This is a genomic window from Janthinobacterium sp. 1_2014MBL_MicDiv, assembly GCF_001865675.1.
Lineage (GTDB): Bacteria > Pseudomonadota > Gammaproteobacteria > Burkholderiales > Burkholderiaceae_D > Janthinobacterium.
The window spans coordinates 2,230,882-2,249,961 of sequence record NZ_CP011319.1 but is presented as its reverse complement, the minus strand read 5'-3'; the positions used below and the strand labels follow the sequence as shown (position 1 = coordinate 2,249,961).

The window sequence follows — 19,080 nt, the reverse complement described above, 5'->3', positions numbered from 1 at the left end:
CACGGACGCTGGCCAATAAAAAGCCGCCTGATCGCACGATCAGGCGGCTTTTTCACTTCTGTCGCCACGTAGGTCGGATTGGCGCTACGCGTCATCCGACACATTGTTGGCCATTCATGTCGGATGACGCGCTCGCACGCCAATCCGACCTACGCATCCCGCACTACTGAATCACGGTATAGCACGGCACATACGCCGTGCCCGCCAGCTTCATGCGGTGCTGCGCCACGAACGAGGCCAGCAGCGCGTCCATCGGGCCGGCGATGGATTTGTCGCCGTGGATTTCGAAGTTGCCGTGCTCTTCGATCGAGCGGATGCCGTCGTCCTTGACGTTGCCCGCCACCACGCCGGAAAACGCGCGGCGCAGCTGGGCCGCCAGCAAGTGCGTGGGCTGGTTCTTGTGCAGGCTCAGGTTGCGCATGTTTTCATGCGTGGGGTGGAACGGCTTCTGGAATTCATGGTCGATCTTCAGCAGCCAATTGAAGTAATAGGCGTCGCTGTGCGCCTTGCGGAATTCGCGCACCTGGCGTATGCCTTCGAGCATCTCGCGCGCCACCAGCTCCGGGTCGTCGATGATGATCTTGTAGCGCTGCTGCGCTTCCGGGCCCAGGGTGTCGCTGATGAACTGGTTGATCTGCACGAAATATTCGCGCGACGTTTCCGGCCCCGTGAAAATCAATGGGAACGGAATGTCGGCGTTGTCCGGGTGCAGCAAGATACCGAGGATATACAGGATCTCTTCGGCCGTGCCGGCGCCGCCGGGGAAGACCACGATGCCGTGGCCCGCGCGCACGAACGCTTCCAGGCGTTTTTCGATGTCCGGCATGATGACCAGATCGTTGACGATGGGGTTCGGCGATTCGGCCGCGATGATGCCCGGCTCCGTGATGCCCAGGTAGCGGCCATTGTGCAGGCGCTGCTTGGCGTGGCCGATGGTGGCGCCCTTCATCGGGCCCTTCATGGCGCCCGGGCCGCAGCCGGTGCAGATGTCGAGGCCGCGCAAGCCCAGCTGGTAGCCCACTTCCTTCGAATAATTGTATTCGGCGCGGTTGATCGAGTGGCCGCCCCAGCACACGACCAGGTTCGGGTTGAGCTGGGTTTGCAGCACGTTGGCATTGCGCAGGATGTGGAAGACGGCGTCCGTCACGCCTTCCGTGCTCTGCAAGTCGAATTTCGGATTGCCCGTGACTTCATCGCTGACGAAGATGATATCGCGCAAGACGGCAAACAGATGTTCGTGTATACCCTTGATCATCTTGCCGTCGACAAAGGCGATGGCCGGCGCGCCCTTGATGTCGAGCTTGATGCCGCGCTCGCGCTGGATGATGGAAATTTCAAACGATTGATATCGCTCAAGCAAGGCGCGGCCATCGTCGATGGTGCTGCCGCAATTGAGCACCGCCAGCGCGCAGCGGCGGAACGTGTTGTACAGGCCGCCCTGGCTGGTGTCGAGCAGTTTGTTGACTTCAGTCTTGGAGAGCACGTCCAGGCGGCCTTCCGGTGAAACCAGAGTATCGATAACGTCGTGTTCCATAATGCGAAAAATCCCTTTAAAAATCGATGCTCGAAGGTATTGCACTAGCAATATACGACAAGTCAGGCAAGTTGTGCTGTGGTGCCGCAAAATCGCCGCGATCGCCCCTTGCATGCAAACCGGTTTGACTAATATGAAACAGTCATTCTTGCTAATGCGAATGGAAACCTTCGCTCAGCGCAATTTGTAGATTAGAATGCCAGCCTATTGGAATTCCCGTGTGGTCGGTTCTTCATGAGAGTGCCCGCAGCCCGGCAGGCTTCCATAAGTTTGTTTTATCGATTGACTATAATAATTTTTCAGGAGGAACCGCATGAGCGGTGCGACTACGCCCAACAAGGAAGCCGTTATTCCCGAGTTCAAGCAGATTATGGGCCATCCAAGCCCATTGTGGATGTTGTTCATGACTGAATTCTGGGAGCGCTTCGCGTTCTACGGAGTTCGCTGGGCGCTGGTACTGTACATCGTGGCCCAGTTCCACGGTGGCGACGGTTCGGGACAGGCAGCGGCCAACCTTACCTACGGTTCCTTCCTCGCGCTGGTGTACGCCGGCGCCCTGTTCGGCGGCTACATCGCCGACCGGGTCATCGGTTACCAGCGCTCGATCCTGCTGGGCGCCGTCTTCATGGCTGCCGGCCTGTTCTGCATCTCGGTACCGAACCAGGACATCTTCAACCTGGGCCTGGCCACCGTGATCGTCGGTAACGGCATGTTCAAGCCGAACATCTCGACCATGGTCGGCAAGCTGTACACGACAGCCGATCCGCGCCGCGACAGTGGCTTCACGATCTTCTACATGGGCATCAACATGGGCGCCATGGTCGCCCCTGTCTTCACCCAGTGGCTGGCCGAATCGATCTTCGGCACCAGCGCCATGCCTTCGTACAAGATGGTCTTCATGGCTTCCGGCTTCGGCATGATCATCAGCCTGGTATGGTTCGCCATCGGCCGCCGCGCCCTGAAGGGCATCGGCGCACCGGAAACCGGTGCCGGCAACCCGATGCGCGTCATCTGGGTAGCCCTCGGCTCGCTGTGCGTGATCCCGCTCGTGTACTTCCTGCTGACCGTGGGCGCGCAAAAACTGCAAATCGTCCTGACCGTGCTGTTCATCGGCCTGGCCGTGATGCTAATGATCGAAGGCATCCGCAACGGCAAGGTGGCGCGCGACCGCGTCATCGCCATGCTGCTGATCTTTGTCTTCAACATCCTGTTCTGGATGTTCTTCGAACAGGCAGGCAGCTCGTTCACCTTCCTGGCTGACAAGATCGTCAACCGCGACCTGGGCTTCTGGATCTTCCCGACCGCCTACTTCCAGACCGTCAACTCGGTGGCCATCATCGTCTTCGCCCCGATCATCGCCGCCGTCTGGGTCTTCCTGGCGCGCCACAACGTCAATCCATCGATCCCGCGCAAGTTCGGCCTGGGCTTGCTGGGCAATGCGCTGGCCTTCGGCCTGCTGATCTTCGCTCTGTCGAGCCTGGTTGGCGCCGACAACAAGATCCCGTTCTGGACCCTGACCACCGTCTATGTGCTGCAATCGATCGGTGAGCTGTGCCTGTCGCCTATCGGCCTGTCGATGGTCACCAAGCTGGCGCCAGTGCGCCTGGTGGGCCTGGGCATGGGCGGCTGGTTCCTGTCGACCGGTATCGGCAACAACCTGTCGGGCATCTTCGCCAGCCACGTCAGCGGCGAAAGCGGCATGTCGGTGCAGTCGGCCCTGTCCGGCTACACCTTCGGCTTCTGGTCCCTGCTGGGCGCCGGCGTCGTGCTGTTCCTGATCGCACCGTTGATCAACAAACTGATGCACGGCGTGAAATAAGCGTCTTGTTTTAGATCAAAACGGCGGCCTGCGGGCCGCCGTTTTTCATTCCGGCCACCGTTTCCCCCTGGCCGGGCGGTACAATACCGCCAGGGCCGATGGCCACTCCACCCACATTACAGAAGAATCCCATGTCCAGCATGTCCACCACCACGCCCCTCTCCGACGACGAATACGCCGAACTCGACACCCTGCTGGCGGCGCCAGCCCTGGCCGGTGCCGCCATGGACGTGTCGATGCTGGAAGGTTTCCTCACGGCCGTGGCCCTGAGCCCGAAGCAAATCGCGCCTGAACAATGGTTGCCCTGGGTATGGGACAAGGCGGCCGGCAGCGCCGCGCCGGCACAGGACGCGGACAGCGAACGGGCCGCCGCCCTGGCGCAGCGCCACCATGGCTACATGGTCGAATGGCTGGCGAAGGACCCGGACAGCTTCGAACCGATCTACGTCTGCGGCCCCGAATGGAGCGTGCCCGCCTGGTGCGCCGGTTTTATCCTGGGCACGACCCTGGACAAGCCCCAGTGGGCGGCCCTCGCCGTCAGCCATCCGCAATACCTGGCGCCGTTCCAGCACCTGGCCACGGCCAGCGAACTCGACGACGATGCGGCCGAAACGGCCATGGATGGCGTGATTCCCGCCGTCATCGCCATCAACGCGGCCTGGGCCCGCCAGCGCCACCTGAAAAGCCAGGTACAGCACCAGCCCGGCGCCACTGTGCTGCGCGAAGTGCCGAAGACGGGCCGCAACGACCCTTGCCACTGCGGCAGCGGCAAGAAGTACAAGAAATGCTGCGCCGACGCCGATAGCGCGGCAAGCTGAGGCGCGCTCTCCTTGCGCCAGCTGCTGACGGCCATCCTGCGCTTCCTGCTGCGCCATGCGCTGCAGTTCGCGCTGTTCATCGTCATCCTGCTGGCCGGACGCCTGTTGCTGGCCGAATGGCGCGCCTACAGCGCCAGCAGCGATGCCATCGCCGCGCTGAGGCTGGCGTCCGTCACGGCCGACGGCCATGGCGCCAGCCTGGCCGGTGCCGCCACGGCCCGCATGCACGCCCTGACACACGCCTCGCAAGCGGCCATCGCGGCCCGCCTGAGCGAAGTGCAAACGCAATTGGCCGCCTTGCGCGCGCAGCAGCAACCGTCGCTGTTTACCATTCCCCTGCCCGACGCCGGCGTCCTGGCCGCCCATGCGCAGGAAGAGGCCAGGCGCCGCGTGGAGATCGAAGTGCTGGCGCAGGAAGCGCGCTACCTGCTTGCCCTGCAGGCCGCCATCAGCGGCGAGGATGCGCGGCACACGCTGGCGCGCCTGCACGCGGCGCACGTCAGCGCCTATGCCGCATTGCAGCAAAACATACGCCAGCGCCAGCAGCTTGAAGCGCAGCATCCGCTGGCGGCGCGCCTGCCCGGCAGCGACGCTTACGCGCAGCTGTCGCGGCTCGAAGCGCAAGGCCAGCGCTTGCGCGAAATCAACCTGCAAGCGTACCGGGCCTGGCTGGCGCAGCGCGCGCGCACCAGCGACGCCACCAACGCCGCCCGGCCCGCGCCATTTGCCATCGATCATGCGGCGCTGACAGGGGCGCTGGCGCCCATGCATGCGGCGATGGCGGCCACCGAGACGCAGCTGGCGCGCAACTGGATCGGCCGCTGGCGCGCTCCCGTGCTCGACGTGGCACCCACGGCCGCCCTGCTGGTGCTGTCGGCCATCCTGCTGCCGCTGGCGATCAAGGCCTTCTTTTACTTCGTGCTGGCGCCCCTCGCCTCGCGTTTGCAGCCGCTGTCGATCGCGCGCGAGCTGCAACTGGCGGGCGGCGCCCTGCCGCTGTCGCCATCGCTGCCTGGCGAGTCGCGCATCTCCGCCGTGTCGCAGGCGCTGCGGCTGGCGCCGGGCCAGGTCATGCTGATCCACCCCGAATACCTGCAATCGTCGCCCGTCAGCACGCGCAAGCGCACGCAGTGGTTGCTGGACTGGCGCTTTCCGTTGACCAGCCTGGCGGCCGGCATGGTGGCGCTGACGCGTTTGCACAGTGACGAGCCGGCGTCCGTGACGATTTCCGCCAGCGACGATCCGCTGCTGGAAGTGGCCATCGTCCACCTGCCGGCCGGCAGCGCGCTGGTGTTCCAGCCTCGGGGCCTCGTGGGATTGCTCTGCGACGCCGGCCAGCCGCTGGCAATGTCCAGCCACTGGCGCCTGGGCAGCCTGCACGCCTGGCTTACCCTGCAGCTGCGCTTCATCGTCTTTCGCGGCCCCGTCACCCTGGTCGTGCGTGGCTGCCGCGGCGTGCGCCTGGAACGCGCGGGCCAGGGCCGCTCCATCAGCCAGTCCGCCACCCTGGGATTTAGCACCGACGTGCTGTACTCGACCCTGCGCAGCGAAACCTTCATCCCGTATTTGCGCGGCCAGCAGGCGCTGCTCAACGACCGCTTCGACGGCGACAACGGCGTCTACCTGTACGAAGAAACCCCGCGCCACGGCAAGCAGCCGGGCAAGGTGGGCAGCTGGTTCGAGGGTTTGACGGACGCCCTATTGAAAGTGTTCGGCATCTAGCCGCAGAAACCATGATGAACGACTTCCTGTTTGCCGATTTTCTCGACGACCACGCCGTATATGCGGCCGTGCAAGCGTACTGGCAGGCGCGCCTGGCCTTCCTCGACGGCCAGTGCGCGCCCTATCTGCGCACCGCCTTTGCCAACGGCCAGCCATTTTATGACGGCAATCCCATCGTCAATCTGGCTGACAGGATCGCCGGCAAGGCGGCGCGCATCGTGCAGCAATGCCCGCGCGAATGCGGCCACGGCTACACGAGCTTCGAGCAGGCCATCGAGCTGGCCGATGGCGACGGGAGCCGGCCGGCGCAGGAAAAGATCATCGTGCTGACCTTGACGCAGGCAACTGCGCAGCAGGCCGAGGCGGAGCTGCGGGCCTGGTTTGCGCCAGTGTGCCCGCCGGGGAAATAGTAGGGAAATGACTGGGCAGTGCACCAGGCGAAGAAAGCATCGATGTGAAAGTCAGCGGTTCGTGTGGCCGCACACGGTTGCGCGACCAGCATATGCCAAATAATCGCTGGCGTCGCTGCTATCGCTACTGCCCGACTCGGGCAGTAGCGGAAAAATCAGGCCTCGGCGGTATCGGCGGGGCCTTCAGACTTCAAATAGAAACAATTAGCGGCTTTTGCAGCGCAAAGCTTCGGCAGTGACTGCGACACCATCCAGACCGCTCGTTCCCGTCGACACCAAAAATATCGCATTACCGCCCCGTCGCGCAACTTCATTAATCGCCTTATTCATTGAATTGGAGGCTTTATTGAGTCCCAGTTGCTGATCTGTGCTAACGACGCCCAACGATTCACAATCGTCTTTTTGCGTAGCCGTTACTATGCGTACTTTTTCCGCACCAGCATCGAGCTGCGTCGCGCAGCCGGATAAAACTGTCACCAAGACAAATGAGGCAAAAACAGATTTCTTCATGCTAATCCATATCCAATTGAATTTTATTTTTAATTAGGCACACGAGAATACAACAGTAGCCTTCGGATAGTTTCCGAAGACATAAGGGCCCGGATTTTCAACGGTCGATAACAACTTCATTGTTTTACCGACAGTCGCACACTTGGCATTCGCCTCAACAAGGGCTTCTGCCAGGAGTGGCTCCCTTCCGCTCGGAAATGCACCAGCTTGACGAGACACAACAAAGGTATCAGGTCCAGCCGCAACTGGTCCGGTACTGGAGGTTGCGCATCCAGCCATTACCGACATTACCGACATTAACATACAAACAGAAAGGATACGTTTCATTGATTCCTTAAAATATAGGACAATTACATGGAATAATTTTTTCACGCGCCATCCTTATCGATCATCGGATTACACGCCGCCGTCATTATATCCACTCCATTCTGCGTGAACAATGACCAACGGCCGCGCAATTTCAACAATTCGGAAACACCGTCATAATGGAATGCCGCACCAGCCGGCGCAAAATCCGTCCACGGCAAACCATCAGCCCCATTTAACAACTTCATTGCCGCAACACGCCTTCGTGCGTAAATCCCGGCCACCGGACAGCACCAGGATGGCGCGCAGCGACGCGTTGGCGCTGCCCCGCCCCCTGGAATTGGCGGACCAGGCAACAGCCTATTTTGCCTTGCGGTCGGCGTCGTCGATTTCTTTCAGGCGGATGCTGCGCACAAGACCGTGCCGGGAAACTCTGCCATTCCAGTACTGCGCCGCTGCGGCGCGCGCGGCAGCGGCCAGCGGATAGGCTGGCGTCTCGCCGAACGAGTCCGGCTGCGCCACGGCGGACAGGCAAGTGCCGGTGTCCACGGTTTTCGCTCACCAGCGTGGCGAGCGCTTCGGCATGTTCTGCCAGCGTTGGAACAATGGACATCTCAGGAAATACTGTAAGAGTCAGGTGCATCGGTCCTTGGCGGGCCCGTCAAAGTGGCACAAGCGTAAAACAGGAAGACAGGCTACGCAGCAATCGAATGCGACACCGTCAGCCACTCGCCAGGCAACAGGTTCGCCGCCGCTTCGCGGGTCGCCAGCACGCTGTCCGGATCGAGGTCGGAGCGGTTCAACTTGTAGGAATAGGCGAAATCGTCGGCGTCGAATGCCTGTCCCGCCTTGACGTAATACTTGAAGCCGACAAATGTGTCGGGATTGGTAACGACCGAGTACTCAAGCGTGACCTTGTTCATGGCGGGCCTCGTCAACGGTGGTGAGGCCTCCATTATGCGTCAATTCTGGGGGCGGCAATGCGACGACACGCTTTGCCGCCCCTTGCGCTACACGGACACGCTGCGCTTGCGGCAAGTCAATAACCGTGCTGCCCACCAGGGCTACAGTAGCCTGAACCAACCACCACGTCATCGCCGCCATGCGCACCTTGCTCGCGAAGATCAGGAACACACTGGCGCCGCCGACGAGCCTGCCGGTGGCGGCACGCATGGCGCGCCTGTCGGATGCGCGTGGCCTGCCCGCCTTCGATCCCGGCCCGGCAGCCGTCGTGCAGGCCTGCACGGCCTGGCTGGGTGCGGCGCAAGACCATTCCACCTCGGCCGACGGCGGCGTCGCCCGCGATTACAGCCTGCTAACGGGATGGTCGAGCTCTTATCCGGAGACCACCGGCTACATCATCCCCACCATGATCGCCCTGGCGCAGCGCGCGGGCGACGAGGCGCTGCACCAGCGCGCGCGCCACATGCTCGACTGGTGCGTGGCGATCCAGTTCGCGGAAGGCGGCTTCCAGGGCGGCAAGGTCGATTCCACGCCGCGCGTGCCCGTCACCTTCAACACGGGCCAGATCCTGCTGGGCCTGGCGGCCGGCGTCGTGGCATATGGCGTCGTCTACCAGGATGCCATGCATCGGGCGGCACGCTGGCTGCGCGACAGCCAGGACGCGGACGGCTGCTGGCGCAAACATCCGACGCCATTTGCCAGCGCCGGCGAGAAGGCCTACGAAACGCATGTGGCATGGGGACTGTTCGAGGCGGATCGCGCGGCGCCTGGCCACGGCTACGGCGCGGCGGGCTTGCGCCAGGTCGACTGGGCGCTGAGCAAACAGCGGCCAAACGGCTGGTTCGCCTCGAACTGCCTGGACAACCCGCTCCTGCCCCTGACGCATACCATCGGCTACGCCTTGCGCGGCCTGCTCGAAGCGCACCGGTTCTCTGCGCGCGCGGACCTGCTGGACGCCGCCGTGCGCACCGGTGCCGGCATCGCCAGGGCCGTGGCGGCCGATGGCTACCTGGCCGGCCGCCTGGGTCCGGACTTCCAGCCCGGGGCCGACTACGTTTGCCTGACCGGTTCCGCGCAAAACGCGCACTGCCTGTTCCTGCTGTACCAGCTCACGGGCGAGCGGCGCTTTCTCGACGCGGCACGCCGGCTGAATGGCTTCGTGCGGCGCTCGATCAGCGTCGACGGTCCGCCGCATGCGCGTGGTGGCGTCAAGGGTTCGTTTCCCGTCGATGGCGACTATGGCACCTGGGCTTACCTGAACTGGGCGGCCAAGTTCTGCATCGACGCGAATCTGCTGGAACTGGAACTGGAACTGAAGCGGGAAGTCAGCGATGCATGAACAGGCACAGCGCGCCGCCAGGGCCGTGCTGGAAGCCTGGCGGCGCGCCGCCAGCGCCCATCGCGTCCGCCAGAGCGGGCGCCATGTGACGCGCGCCGGACTGGCGGCCGACCTGCTGCGGCTCGGGGTGGCGCCAGGCGACACGCTGTTCGTGCACTCCTCGCTGAAAAGCCTCGGCTACGTGGCAGGCGGCGCGGCGGCCGTGGTCCATGCCCTGCAGGACGCCGTCGGCCCGCAAGGCAGCTTGCTGCTGCCCACCTATTACCTGCCCGGCGGCACGGTGCGCGCCACCTGCGAGATGCAGGACTATGTATTCGACCCGCGCCGCCATGGCACGCACATGGGGCGCCTGCCCGAGGCGTTCCTGGCCAGCGCCGGCATCTGCCGCAGCATCCACCCCACCCATTCCGTCTCCGCGTGGGGCCGCCATGCGGGCGACCTGACCGAAGCACATCACCGCGCGCCCTCGATCTTCGGCGCCGGTTCGCCGTGGCAGCGCTTCATCGGCTGCGAGCATGCGAAAGTGCTGGGCCTGGGCATTTCCATGGGCCCGGTGACGTTCTATCATGCGCTGGAAGACGCCATGGGCGACGCCTTTCCCGTCCCAGTCTGGGAAAAGAACACGGCGCTGCTGGCCTGCCTGGACCACGGCGGCCAGCGCTGGGAAGTGCCCGTGCGCCCTTTCGACCCCGTCGTCGCGCAGCGCCGCATCGACCATCCCGGCCGGGCCGACTTGCGCGCGTATTTCCAGCGCGAGTTCGACGCCGCCGGCTTGCGCAGCAACGGCCAGGTGGGCGATGCGGCGTCGTGGCTGATACCGGCGCAGGGGTTTTTCGACCACCTGCGCCAGCTGGCGTCGGACCACGTGACGATCTACGCTACGGCGGCGCAGCTGGCGGCGCGGCCTATTGCTGCCGGCCCGTCACGGCACGGCCGGTGATGCGGGCAATGCGGCGGCCGCCCTCGATGTGCTGCCTGCGCCGCGCCGCAGGTCGTACCAGCCGCCTCCATTGGCGATAAAGTACAAGGTGCCGCCATCGGCATTCACCTCATCCTCGATGGGACCGCCCGTGCCGCGCTTGCTCACCGTCCAGCTTCCCGCCTGCAAATCCGTCACCAGCACCTGCATGGATGCGCTTTGTGCCGGCAGCTCGACGGCGACCGTCCCGTCGAGCGGCAAGCCGCTCTTGGAAAACAGCACCACGCGGTCCTTGATTTTCACGCCGGCCAGCAAGGGCGAATCGATGGCCGTCGTGGGCAATGCGGGCAGCGCGCTGCTGGCGTCCATCACCTGCATCACGTTCAGGAACAGATCCGTTTCGCTGGGCCCCGGCGGCGAGACTTCCAGCCGCCACGCGCCCGCCTCCTCGGTCGAATACTCGGCTTCCGGCTGGATCGCATAATTGGTCCCGCCGACGCTGAATTCATTGCCGCTGCCGCCCACCTTGGCCAGCACGGCATTCGCCGGCAGCAAGGTGCGGTTGATCAGCTTGCCGTTGTACTGCAAGGTGTGGTTGTAGTCCCATTCCGTGCGCCGGATCACCACGGTGTCGCCGCTGATCTCGGGTTCGCCCTGGCTGTGCAGCAGCCAGGTCTTCTTGAACCCCGCATCGCTGGCACTGACCTTGTCAAACACGATCAGGGCCGCCGGGTGGTCCGCGTTCTTCAGGTTCAGGAACACGAATGAACGCTGGAACTGGCGCACCTTGCTGCTGTACGCGGCCGTCAGGTCACCCTTGATGTAGCTGAAGTCCGGCGCCCCCGCCTCGGTGCCGACCTGCTGCTGGCGCAGGACAGAGGCCACCTTGTAGCCGTTGGCCAGTTCCGCCAGGGTTTGCGGCTCTTCGCCCGGAAAGCGCTGGCCGCCGTCATTCGCATAGCCGTCAAAATGCTCGCCGGGATCGTACACCAGCATCGAATTATGCGCGATGGTGCGCTTGTGATAGTTCATGTCGTGCGCGCTGCCGTATTCCAGGGGGATGGAAGGGTCGGCAACATCCTTGCCGCTATAGATGCCCGAATCGATGGCCAGCCCGCCCTTGTAGTAAATCTGGAAATGCCCGGCGTCATAATGCTCGTGATTGCCGAACCAGTCGCCACCGAGCTTCATCGTCGCGATCACGTTACCCGACTGCACCTGAATGCGCTCGCCATCGGTCCAGCCCGTGCGGGCGATCATCAAGCCTGCCGGATCAGGGAAATACTTGGTCAAGGGCAACACAGCGGGGCTGGGCGTGCTGCCCATGGTCGTATTGCCAAGCAACACGGGCCAGATGCTGTCCTTGGTGTGGATAAAGTTCGTCGACTGCTGCAGCGACTGTTTCAGGTACTCATGCTTTAACGTGGAGTTATTGTAATAGGTCGCCGGCAGCAGGAAGGCCAGCGGCTCGCTCCAGTACTGCGTGCTGTTGGTGTAGGAGGAATGGTAGACGTCGCCATCACGCATCCATTGCCCGTCGGGGCGGCGCGCATACAGCCAATGGTAGGGCATCATCTGCTGGACGGGATCGAACACGGGGGCAGCCCCCATGCGCCGGAACAGCCATGCGGCGTACATGTCCGCCAGGAAGCGCACCGTACCGTAGGACGCGCCCTGGTGATAGGCTTGCGCAGCGTAGGCGTAGTTGCGCGGCGCGATATAGTCGGCAAAAAAACGCCCGGCAACGATGTTGTAGACCAGCGGCGCCTCGTCATAAAAGGCGATGGCGGCGGACAGCTGGTCGCGCAACAGCTGGTTGTCGCTGCCATGGCCCACGACGGCGCCCTGCCGCGATGGCGGAAAGCCGATTTCCATCGTGGCCGCAAGCTGCGTGAAGCGCGTGACGACATACGCGCGCTGCTGCGCGCTCATCAGATTGAAGCACCAGTCATACACCATGGCGCTGGCCAGGATGACCTCGCCCTTTTCGTTCGGGTGATTGTAACCGGGCGCGAACTGCACGGCCGCCAGGTAGTCGAGCAGCATTTGCACGGCTTCCCTGCCGCGCGGCGCCTGCGCGGCAGGGAAGCCGTGTTCGTACAGCAGCGAGTGCAGCGCTTTCGCCTTGATCCGGCTCACCAGCTCGGTCTGGTGGTTGCTCCTGGCCGGACCGCCGGGCACGAACAGGGGCAGCGCCACGACGGCCGGCGCCTCGATGAACGTCGTCAGGGCGGCGCGGTGCGTCGCCATCTCCTGCGCGTCCGACTCGAAACGGCCGCGTATCGCGGCCAGGTCGCCTCCCCTGGCAAACAGGCGCGGATGTTCGCCGGCGGGCGGCAGCACGGTGGGCAGCGGGTACACGCCATAGCCTTGCGGGACAAAATCGGCGAGCGCCGTCACCAGCAGGCAGTCGATCCCCAGGCCGGCCTCGCGGTACTTGATCTTCAATTCGCGCGCGCCGGCAGCGAGCCAGCGGGTGACGGGCACCCAGGTCCACCGCGCTGGCTGGCCAACGGGCACCGGCACGGCGACGCTGGCGTAGGCGGCACTGTCGACCGCCAGGTACAGGGACGCGGCGCTGGCCGCCGGCGCCAGCACGCGCAGCCAGATCGTGTACGTGCCGTCGCGGGGCACGGCCACGGGATACGACAATTGCGCTGCCGCGCCTGGCGTGTCCGCGCGCACGAGGTCAGCGGGCGTGCTCAGGTAGGCGCCGCCGGACACCACGTTGCCGCCCTCGTTTTCCAGCACCCACGGCGCGCCGGGCGCCGTGCCCTCCGCTTCAAACATGGCTTCGACGGGGAAAGGCGTGGCATGCAGGACCGGACTGGCGGCCAGCAAGGCAGCAGAGATAAAACCTTGTAACTTGTTACGGTATCGCAGCTTGGACATGAGGAGAACTCCAGTGTGTTGTATTTTAAATAGCAAGAACAATACACTACTTGAAGTAATTTGATTCCATTTTTACAACAAAATACCCGGAGCAGCCGGCGCCGCGCATAAAAAAACCGCCCGGTGCGAGCCGGGCGGTTTTCATGGGGCTTAGCCAGACATCAAGCCTGCGGCTTGTCGGCTTTCTTCTCGCGCGCCACGATATACAGCAGCACGATGATGGCAGCGTACGGCAGCAGCGACAGCACGTCCGAGTTCATGCCCGCGTAGAACGGGTTGCCATGCTCGGCCCAGTCGGCCATCATCTGGTCGAAGTGCGTCAGCACGCCGGCCGTAATGGCGATGATGATGCCGGCCAGCGCGCCGCCGGCGATGTAGCCCGACGCCAGCAGCACGCCCGAGCTGCGGTCGCCCGCCAGCTGGCGCTCTTCGTCATTGAGCCTGGCGTTGTGTTCCAGCTTGTTGTTGCGGCGGTCCGCCAGCCAGCGCACCAGGCCGCCGACGAAGATCGGCAGGGTCGACGACAGCGGCAGGTAGACGCCCACCGAGAACGCCAGCGACGGGATGCCGGCCATTTCCAGCACCACGGCGATCATCACGCCGAACAGCACCAGGGTCCACGGCAGCTGCTGGTCGAGGATGCCCTTGATGATGTAGGACATCAGCACGGCCTTCGGCGCATCGTATTTCTTCACTTCCGAGCCGTCCGGACGCTTGCTGTAATGGCCATTGATGCCCGGATCGACCAGGTAGGCCAGCTGGCCATCGTCCTTGACGAAGTACTTGCCGGCCGGGCCGCCCACGGTATCGGTCTTTTGCCAGACTTTATACGTATTGTGGTCGGTCTCGGCTTGCGGGCCATGCAGCTCGCCCGTCACCGTCAGCTTCGACGCATCGACCGTCAGGCCTGGCGCCACTTGCGCGGCCGGCACGTAGACGGTGCTCGCCTCGTTCAGCTTCAGCAGGATCGGGCCGAGGATCAGGGCCGACGACAGCGCACCGGCCAGGATCGCGTACTGCTGCAGGCGCGGCGTGGCGCCCACCAGATAGCCGGTTTTCAAGTCTTGCGAGGTGGTGCCGGCATTGCTGGCGGCGATGCACACGATGGCGCCCACCGACAAGGCGGTCACATAGTAACGCCCGCCCGTCCAGCCCATGATCAGGAAGATCAAACAGGTAAACAGCAGGGTGGCCACGGCCATGCCCGAGATCGGATTCGACGACGAGCCGATTTCACCGGTCAGGCGCGACGAGACGGTGGCAAACAGGAAGCCGAAGACGAGGATCAGCAGCGCGCCGAGGAAATTCATGTGCAGCGGCGTGGCGAAGGTGATCACGGCGATGATGGACAGGCAGCCGATGATGACCCACTTCAGCGGGATATCCTGCTCCGTGCGCAGGGTCGACGTGACCTTGACGCCCTTGCCCAGGCCCTTCAGGCCGGCCGACAGGCTGCGCCAGATCATGGGCATGGCGCGCACCAGCGAAATCAGGCCGCCGGCCGCCACGGCGCCGGCGCCGATGTACAGCACATAGGCGCTACGGATATCGTCCGCGCCCATTTCGCTGATCAATTTGGTACCCGGCGAGAGCACCGTGGTCAGGCTGTCGCCGAAGAATTTGATCATCGGGATCAGCACCAGGTACGACAGCACGCCGCCGGCCGCCATGGTGGCGGCGATGCGCGGGCCGATGATGTAGCCCACGCCCAGCAGCTCGGGCGAAATCTCGGCGCCGATGGAGCCGGCCTTCAGCGGGGCGCCGAATTCCACGCCCGGCGTGTCCTTCCAGCCCTTGAACGAGATATTGAATACCTTGTACAGCAAGCCGACGGCGAAGCCGCCGAAGATGATCTTGGCGCGGCGCTTGGCGTCCTTCGCGGCGGCCGAGTCCTTTTCGATGCTTTCGCCGGCGGCGATGCGCGATTCTTCCGTGGCGGCCGCCTTCAGCACTTCGGCGCAGGCCGTCCCTTCGGGGAACTTGAGTTCCTTGTGCTGGTCGACGATCATGGTGCGGCGCATCGGGATCATCATCAGGATGCCCAGCAGGCCGCCGAGGACGCCGACCAGCATGACGCGCGAGATTTCCAGGTCGAAGCCGAGGATCAGGATGGCGGGCATGGTCACGCCCAGGCCGAAGGCCAGCGACTCGCCGGCCGAACCGGCCGTCTGCGTGATGCTGTTTTCCAGGATCGAGGAATCCTTGCCGCCCACCTTCTTGGCCAGGCCGAACAGGGTGATGGCGATCACGGCGACGGGAATCGAGGCGCTGACGGTCAGGCCCACTTTCAGCACCAGGTAGAGCGAGGAGGCGCCAAAGACCATCCCCAGGATGACGCCCATGAACAGCGCGCGGAAGGTCATCTCGGGCAGCTTCGCATCGGCCGGGATGTACGGCTTCACGGCGCTCGGCATTGCATCTTTTGCCATAAATAAATCCTTAATTTTATAAAATAAACAGCCCGGATTGACGCCCGGGCTATTTTCTTGAAGCCGAGACTATCGCACAGCCGCGTTTCGATGAAAAGGTTTTTTGCTCCCGCTCCCGGCGGGCGGCCCCGGCGCCCCGCCCGCGCCGGAGCCGCTGGCGCATTGGTCTATAATCGCTGCCACCGTGCCTTGCACGCTCACGTGAGACTGCCTTGACTGCCAAACGAACCGGATTTCCCTGGCCTTCGCGCCGCGCCGCCATGCGCGGCGTCATCCTCGCCGGCTGCGCCGCGCTGGCTGGCGCCCTGCTGCTGGCCGCCTACCTGTTCCTGTATGTCAAACCGCGCCTGCCCGCGCTCGACGTCATCACCGACTACCAGCCGAAGATCCCGCTGCGCGTGTACACGGCCGACAATGTGCTGATCGGCGAATTCGGCGAGGAGCACCGCGACTTCGTGCCCATCGCGCAAGTGCCGGAAATGATGAAAAAGGCCCTGCTGGCCATCGAGGACAGCCGCTTCTACGAACACCACGGCATCGACTTCGTGCGCGCCGGCGGCGCCGTGCTGTCGAATTTGCGCCACGGCTTCGGCCACGGCGGCGGCTCGACCATCACCATGCAGGTGGCGCGCAATTTCTTCCTGACGCGCGAAAAAGTCGCCTCGCGCAAGCTGAACGAGATCATGCTGGCCCTGAAGATCGAATCGGCCCTGTCGAAGGAGCAGATTCTCGAGCTGTACATGAACCAGATGTACCTGGGCCAGCGCTCGTTCGGCTTCGGCAGCGCGGCGCAGACCTACTTCGGCAAGCCGCTGTCCGAGCTGTCAATCGCGGAAATGGCCATGCTGGCCGGCCTGCCGCAAAACCCCTCGCGCCACAACCCGATCAGCAATCCGAAAAAGGCGCACGCGCGCCAGCAGCTGGTCTTGAAACGCATGCGCGAACTCGATTACATCAGCGAAGGCCAGTACCGGCAGGCGCTGGCGCAGCCGCTGCATGTCAACAGCCGCGGCAAGCAGGGTTTCGACACGCACGCCGAATACGTGGCCGAACTGGCGCGCCAGGCCGTGTTTGCGCAATACAAGGAAGACAGCTACACCAGGGGCATCAGCGTCTACACGACGATCTTGAAGGCGGACCAGGATGCGGCCTACGCCTCGACGCGCCGCAACGTCATCGCCTACGACCAGCGCCACGGCTACCGCGGCCCGGAAACCTTCATCGACTTGCCGCCTGATGCGGAACAACGCGACGACGCCATCGATGCTGCGCTGCAAAAACGCCCGGACAGCGACGGCCTGATCGCCGCCGTCGTCACCGACGTCGCCAGCGGCAAGGTGGTGGCCGACACCGGCGACGGCGACGCCAAGACCATCACGGGCGACGGCCTGCGCTTCGCCGCCCCGGCCCTGTCCGCCAAGGCCGGCGCCGGCATCAAGCTGCGCCCGGGCGCCGTGATCCGCATCAGCCAGGACGCCAAGGGCAACTGGACCATCACGCAAGTGCCGCTGGTGGCCGCCGCCTTCGTCTCGCTGGACGCCGACACGGGCGCCTACCACGCCATGGTGGGCGGCTTCGACTACAACCTGCAAAAGTTCAACCACGTCACGCAGGCGTGGCGCCAGCCCGGTTCGGCCATGAAACCCTTCGTGTATTCGGCGGCGCTGGAAAAAGGCTTTTCGCCGGCCACCCTGATCAACGACGTGCCTTTGGCACTGCAGGCGGGCGGCAAGGTGTGGGCGCCGCAGAATGACGATTTCAAGTTCGACGGCCCCATCACCATGCGCTATGCGCTGGCGCAATCGAAGAACGTGGCCTCGGTGCGCATCCTGCGCGCGCTGGGCGTGTCGTACACGCACGACTTCCTCGAGAAATTCGGTTTCGACCCGGCGCGCCAGCCGAACAACCTGACCATGGCGCTGGGCACGGGTTCCGTCACGCCCGTGCAGATGGCGGGCGCCTACGCCCTGTTCGCCAACGGCGGCCACCAGGTGGAACCGTATTTGATCGACCGCATCGTCGACGCCAAGGGCGCCATCCTGATGCAGACCAAGCCGCCGGCACCGAACGACGACAAGACCCTGGCGCTGGACCCGCGCAACGCCTTCGTCATGGACAGCATGCTGCGCGAAGTGACGCGCTCGGGCACGGGCGCGGCGGCGACGAAGAAACTCGGACGCAGCGACCTTGCCGGCAAGACGGGCACCACCAGCGACGCCGTCGACGGCTGGTTCGCCGGCTACGGCGGCGGCATCGTGGCGGTGGCGTGGATGGGCTATGACGAGCCGAAATCGCTGGGCGGGCGCGAATTCGGCGCCACCCTGGCCATGCCGATCTGGATCGACTACATGCGCACGGCCCTGTCGACGCGCCCGCAAGTCGCGCGCGCCGTGCCGGCGGGCCTGAGCCAGGTCGATGGCGAATGGATGTACGATGAATTCATCGACATGAACGGCGTGAAAACGCTGGATATGGAGGCCGAGACGCCGACGGATCCGGCGGCCGTGCCGGAGACGCTGCCGCCGGAAACCACGAACTGATGGATAAAGGGCAGTTCGCGTAGGTCGGGTTAGCCGGAACGGCGTAACCCGGCATGAGCCGCCGTCCGTGCGTGTCGGATTACGCTGCGCTAGTCCGACCTACCTCGCCGCTCATGCTCAAATACCTGCGCACCGTACTGACCACGCTATCGGCAAAATCGTCGACATTGACTTTCGCGGCGCGGTACTTCCAGCGTTTCACGTACCAGTCCTGGAACAGGGCCAGGCAGTGCGCGGAGAGCAAGGTGGGATCGCCATGCGGCTTCGGCTCGATTTCCGCGATGGTGGCGGCGATCAGGGTCTGGACGAACAGTTCGGAGTTCTTCGCCATGCTGCGCTGCTCCACCTGCAGCACGCGCGAATCCATGAAGACGAAGTAAAACCACGGCTGCAGCACTTCTGACAGGTAGATCGACGAGCGTATCATCGCTTCCAGGCGGTCCAGCGGCGACTTCACGTCGGCGAACAGCAGCGGCAACGCCTGCGTGGCGTGGCGCACCACGTCCTCGATCATTTCGGCCAATTGGTCCTTGCTGGTGATGTAGCCATACAGGCCGCCCATCGACAGCCCCGTCTCGCGGCACAGGTCGCGCAAGCTCATGGCGCGGAAACCGACGTCATTGGCCAGGCGGAACGTGGCGCCGAAGATGCGTTCGAGATTTTCCAGCGCCGGCTTGCGGCGCTTGACGCCGATACGGCCCGCGTGGCGGTCAAGAATATATTCCCAGATGTTTTCGCCATTCAAGGGCGTCATCTGCTGAAACTGTTCGAAATTAAAATGGGTCGACAAGTGCATTCCCAAGTAACGGTTATGAGCGGTGTAAATACAGTGCCTGGGCGGCGCTGCAAGACGGCGGGACGGCTGATGCGGGGCCGATT

The 19,080-nt window shown here is 63.9% G+C and carries 16 protein-coding genes; 7 read left to right on the top strand and 9 right to left on the bottom strand.

The genetic code is table 11. The features are described from left to right. Positions 1-163 precede the first annotated feature (163 nt). Entirely contained in the window at positions 164-1,534 is a 1,371-nt protein-coding gene (ppnN, locus tag YQ44_RS09880; protein WP_071323229.1) for a nucleotide 5'-monophosphate nucleosidase PpnN, read from the bottom strand. Between the two features lie 403 nt (positions 1,535-1,937). Here ppnN and YQ44_RS09875 point away from each other — a divergent pair, with 403 nt between their 5' ends. From YQ44_RS09875 to YQ44_RS09860, 4 genes are all read left to right on the top strand, one after another. Next, positions 1,938-3,353, top strand: coding sequence for a peptide MFS transporter (locus YQ44_RS09875; protein ID WP_442905911.1), 1,416 nt, complete (start codon positions 1,938-1,940; stop codon positions 3,351-3,353). 131 nt (positions 3,354-3,484) lie between these two features. Then, positions 3,485-4,171 carry a UPF0149 family protein gene (locus YQ44_RS09870; RefSeq protein WP_232251226.1) on the top strand — a complete coding sequence of 229 codons (687 nt, stop codon included), beginning with the start codon at positions 3,485-3,487 and terminating at the stop codon, positions 4,169-4,171. A gap of 12 nt (positions 4,172-4,183) precedes the next feature. Beyond that, complete coding sequence (locus tag YQ44_RS09865; RefSeq protein WP_071323227.1) at positions 4,184-5,893, top strand: hypothetical protein; 1,710 nt, start codon at positions 4,184-4,186, stop codon at positions 5,891-5,893. A gap of 11 nt (positions 5,894-5,904) precedes the next feature. Then, positions 5,905-6,303: a hypothetical protein gene (locus YQ44_RS09860; RefSeq protein WP_071323226.1), complete on the top strand. Its 399-nt coding sequence runs from the start codon at positions 5,905-5,907 to the stop codon at positions 6,301-6,303. Positions 6,304-6,507: 204 nt separating this feature from the next. Here the strand turns inward: YQ44_RS09860 and YQ44_RS28800 are convergent, their stop codons facing one another. The 5 genes from YQ44_RS28800 to YQ44_RS09850 form a co-directional block, all read right to left on the bottom strand. Continuing rightward, a complete protein-coding gene (locus tag YQ44_RS28800) occupies positions 6,508-6,813 on the bottom strand; it encodes a hypothetical protein (RefSeq protein WP_156894759.1) in 306 nt (101 codons plus the stop codon). A gap of 33 nt (positions 6,814-6,846) precedes the next feature. Then, on the bottom strand, positions 6,847-7,185 hold the full coding sequence (locus YQ44_RS28795; RefSeq protein ID WP_156894758.1) for a hypothetical protein: 339 nt from the start codon (positions 7,183-7,185) through the stop codon (positions 6,847-6,849). Beyond that, complete coding sequence (locus YQ44_RS28790; protein WP_156894757.1) at positions 7,182-7,367, bottom strand: hypothetical protein; 186 nt, start codon at positions 7,365-7,367, stop codon at positions 7,182-7,184. The genes YQ44_RS28795 and YQ44_RS28790 overlap by 4 nt, the downstream gene beginning before the upstream one ends. A gap of 112 nt (positions 7,368-7,479) precedes the next feature. After that, on the bottom strand, positions 7,480-7,668 hold the full coding sequence (locus YQ44_RS09855; RefSeq protein ID WP_071323225.1) for a hypothetical protein: 189 nt from the start codon (positions 7,666-7,668) through the stop codon (positions 7,480-7,482). A 146-nt stretch (positions 7,669-7,814) separates the two neighbouring features. Further along, on the bottom strand, positions 7,815-8,042 hold the full coding sequence (locus YQ44_RS09850) for a hypothetical protein (RefSeq protein WP_071323224.1): 228 nt from the start codon (positions 8,040-8,042) through the stop codon (positions 7,815-7,817). A 179-nt stretch (positions 8,043-8,221) separates the two neighbouring features. On the opposite strand from YQ44_RS09850, the gene YQ44_RS09845 reads away from it, so the two are divergent. After that, positions 8,222-9,421 carry a hypothetical protein gene (locus YQ44_RS09845; protein WP_083411742.1) on the top strand — a complete coding sequence of 400 codons (1,200 nt, stop codon included), beginning with the start codon at positions 8,222-8,224 and terminating at the stop codon, positions 9,419-9,421. Beyond that, positions 9,414-10,361, top strand: a complete 948-nt coding sequence (locus YQ44_RS09840; protein ID WP_071323223.1) for an AAC(3) family N-acetyltransferase — start codon at positions 9,414-9,416, stop codon at positions 10,359-10,361. The genes YQ44_RS09845 and YQ44_RS09840 overlap by 8 nt, the downstream gene beginning before the upstream one ends. Here YQ44_RS09840 and hepB read toward each other — a convergent pair. Then, the gene (gene hepB, locus YQ44_RS09835) at positions 10,344-13,232 is read right to left on the bottom strand and encodes a heparin/heparin-sulfate lyase HepB (RefSeq protein WP_156894756.1); all 2,889 of its coding nucleotides are present in this window, start codon (positions 13,230-13,232) and stop codon (positions 10,344-10,346) included. The genes YQ44_RS09840 and hepB overlap by 18 nt on opposite strands. A gap of 161 nt (positions 13,233-13,393) precedes the next feature. After that, a complete protein-coding gene (locus YQ44_RS09830) occupies positions 13,394-15,661 on the bottom strand; it encodes an OPT family oligopeptide transporter (RefSeq protein WP_071323221.1) in 2,268 nt (755 codons plus the stop codon). Positions 15,662-15,921: 260 nt separating this feature from the next. Here YQ44_RS09830 and YQ44_RS09825 point away from each other — a divergent pair, with 260 nt between their 5' ends. Next, complete coding sequence (locus tag YQ44_RS09825; protein ID WP_071323220.1) at positions 15,922-18,201, top strand: penicillin-binding protein 1A; 2,280 nt, start codon at positions 15,922-15,924, stop codon at positions 18,199-18,201. Positions 18,202-18,280: 79 nt separating this feature from the next. On the opposite strand, the gene YQ44_RS09820 is transcribed toward YQ44_RS09825, so the two are convergent. After that, the gene (locus YQ44_RS09820; RefSeq protein WP_083411741.1) at positions 18,281-18,997 is read right to left on the bottom strand and encodes a TetR/AcrR family transcriptional regulator; all 717 of its coding nucleotides are present in this window, start codon (positions 18,995-18,997) and stop codon (positions 18,281-18,283) included. Positions 18,998-19,080: the final 83 nt, after the last annotated feature.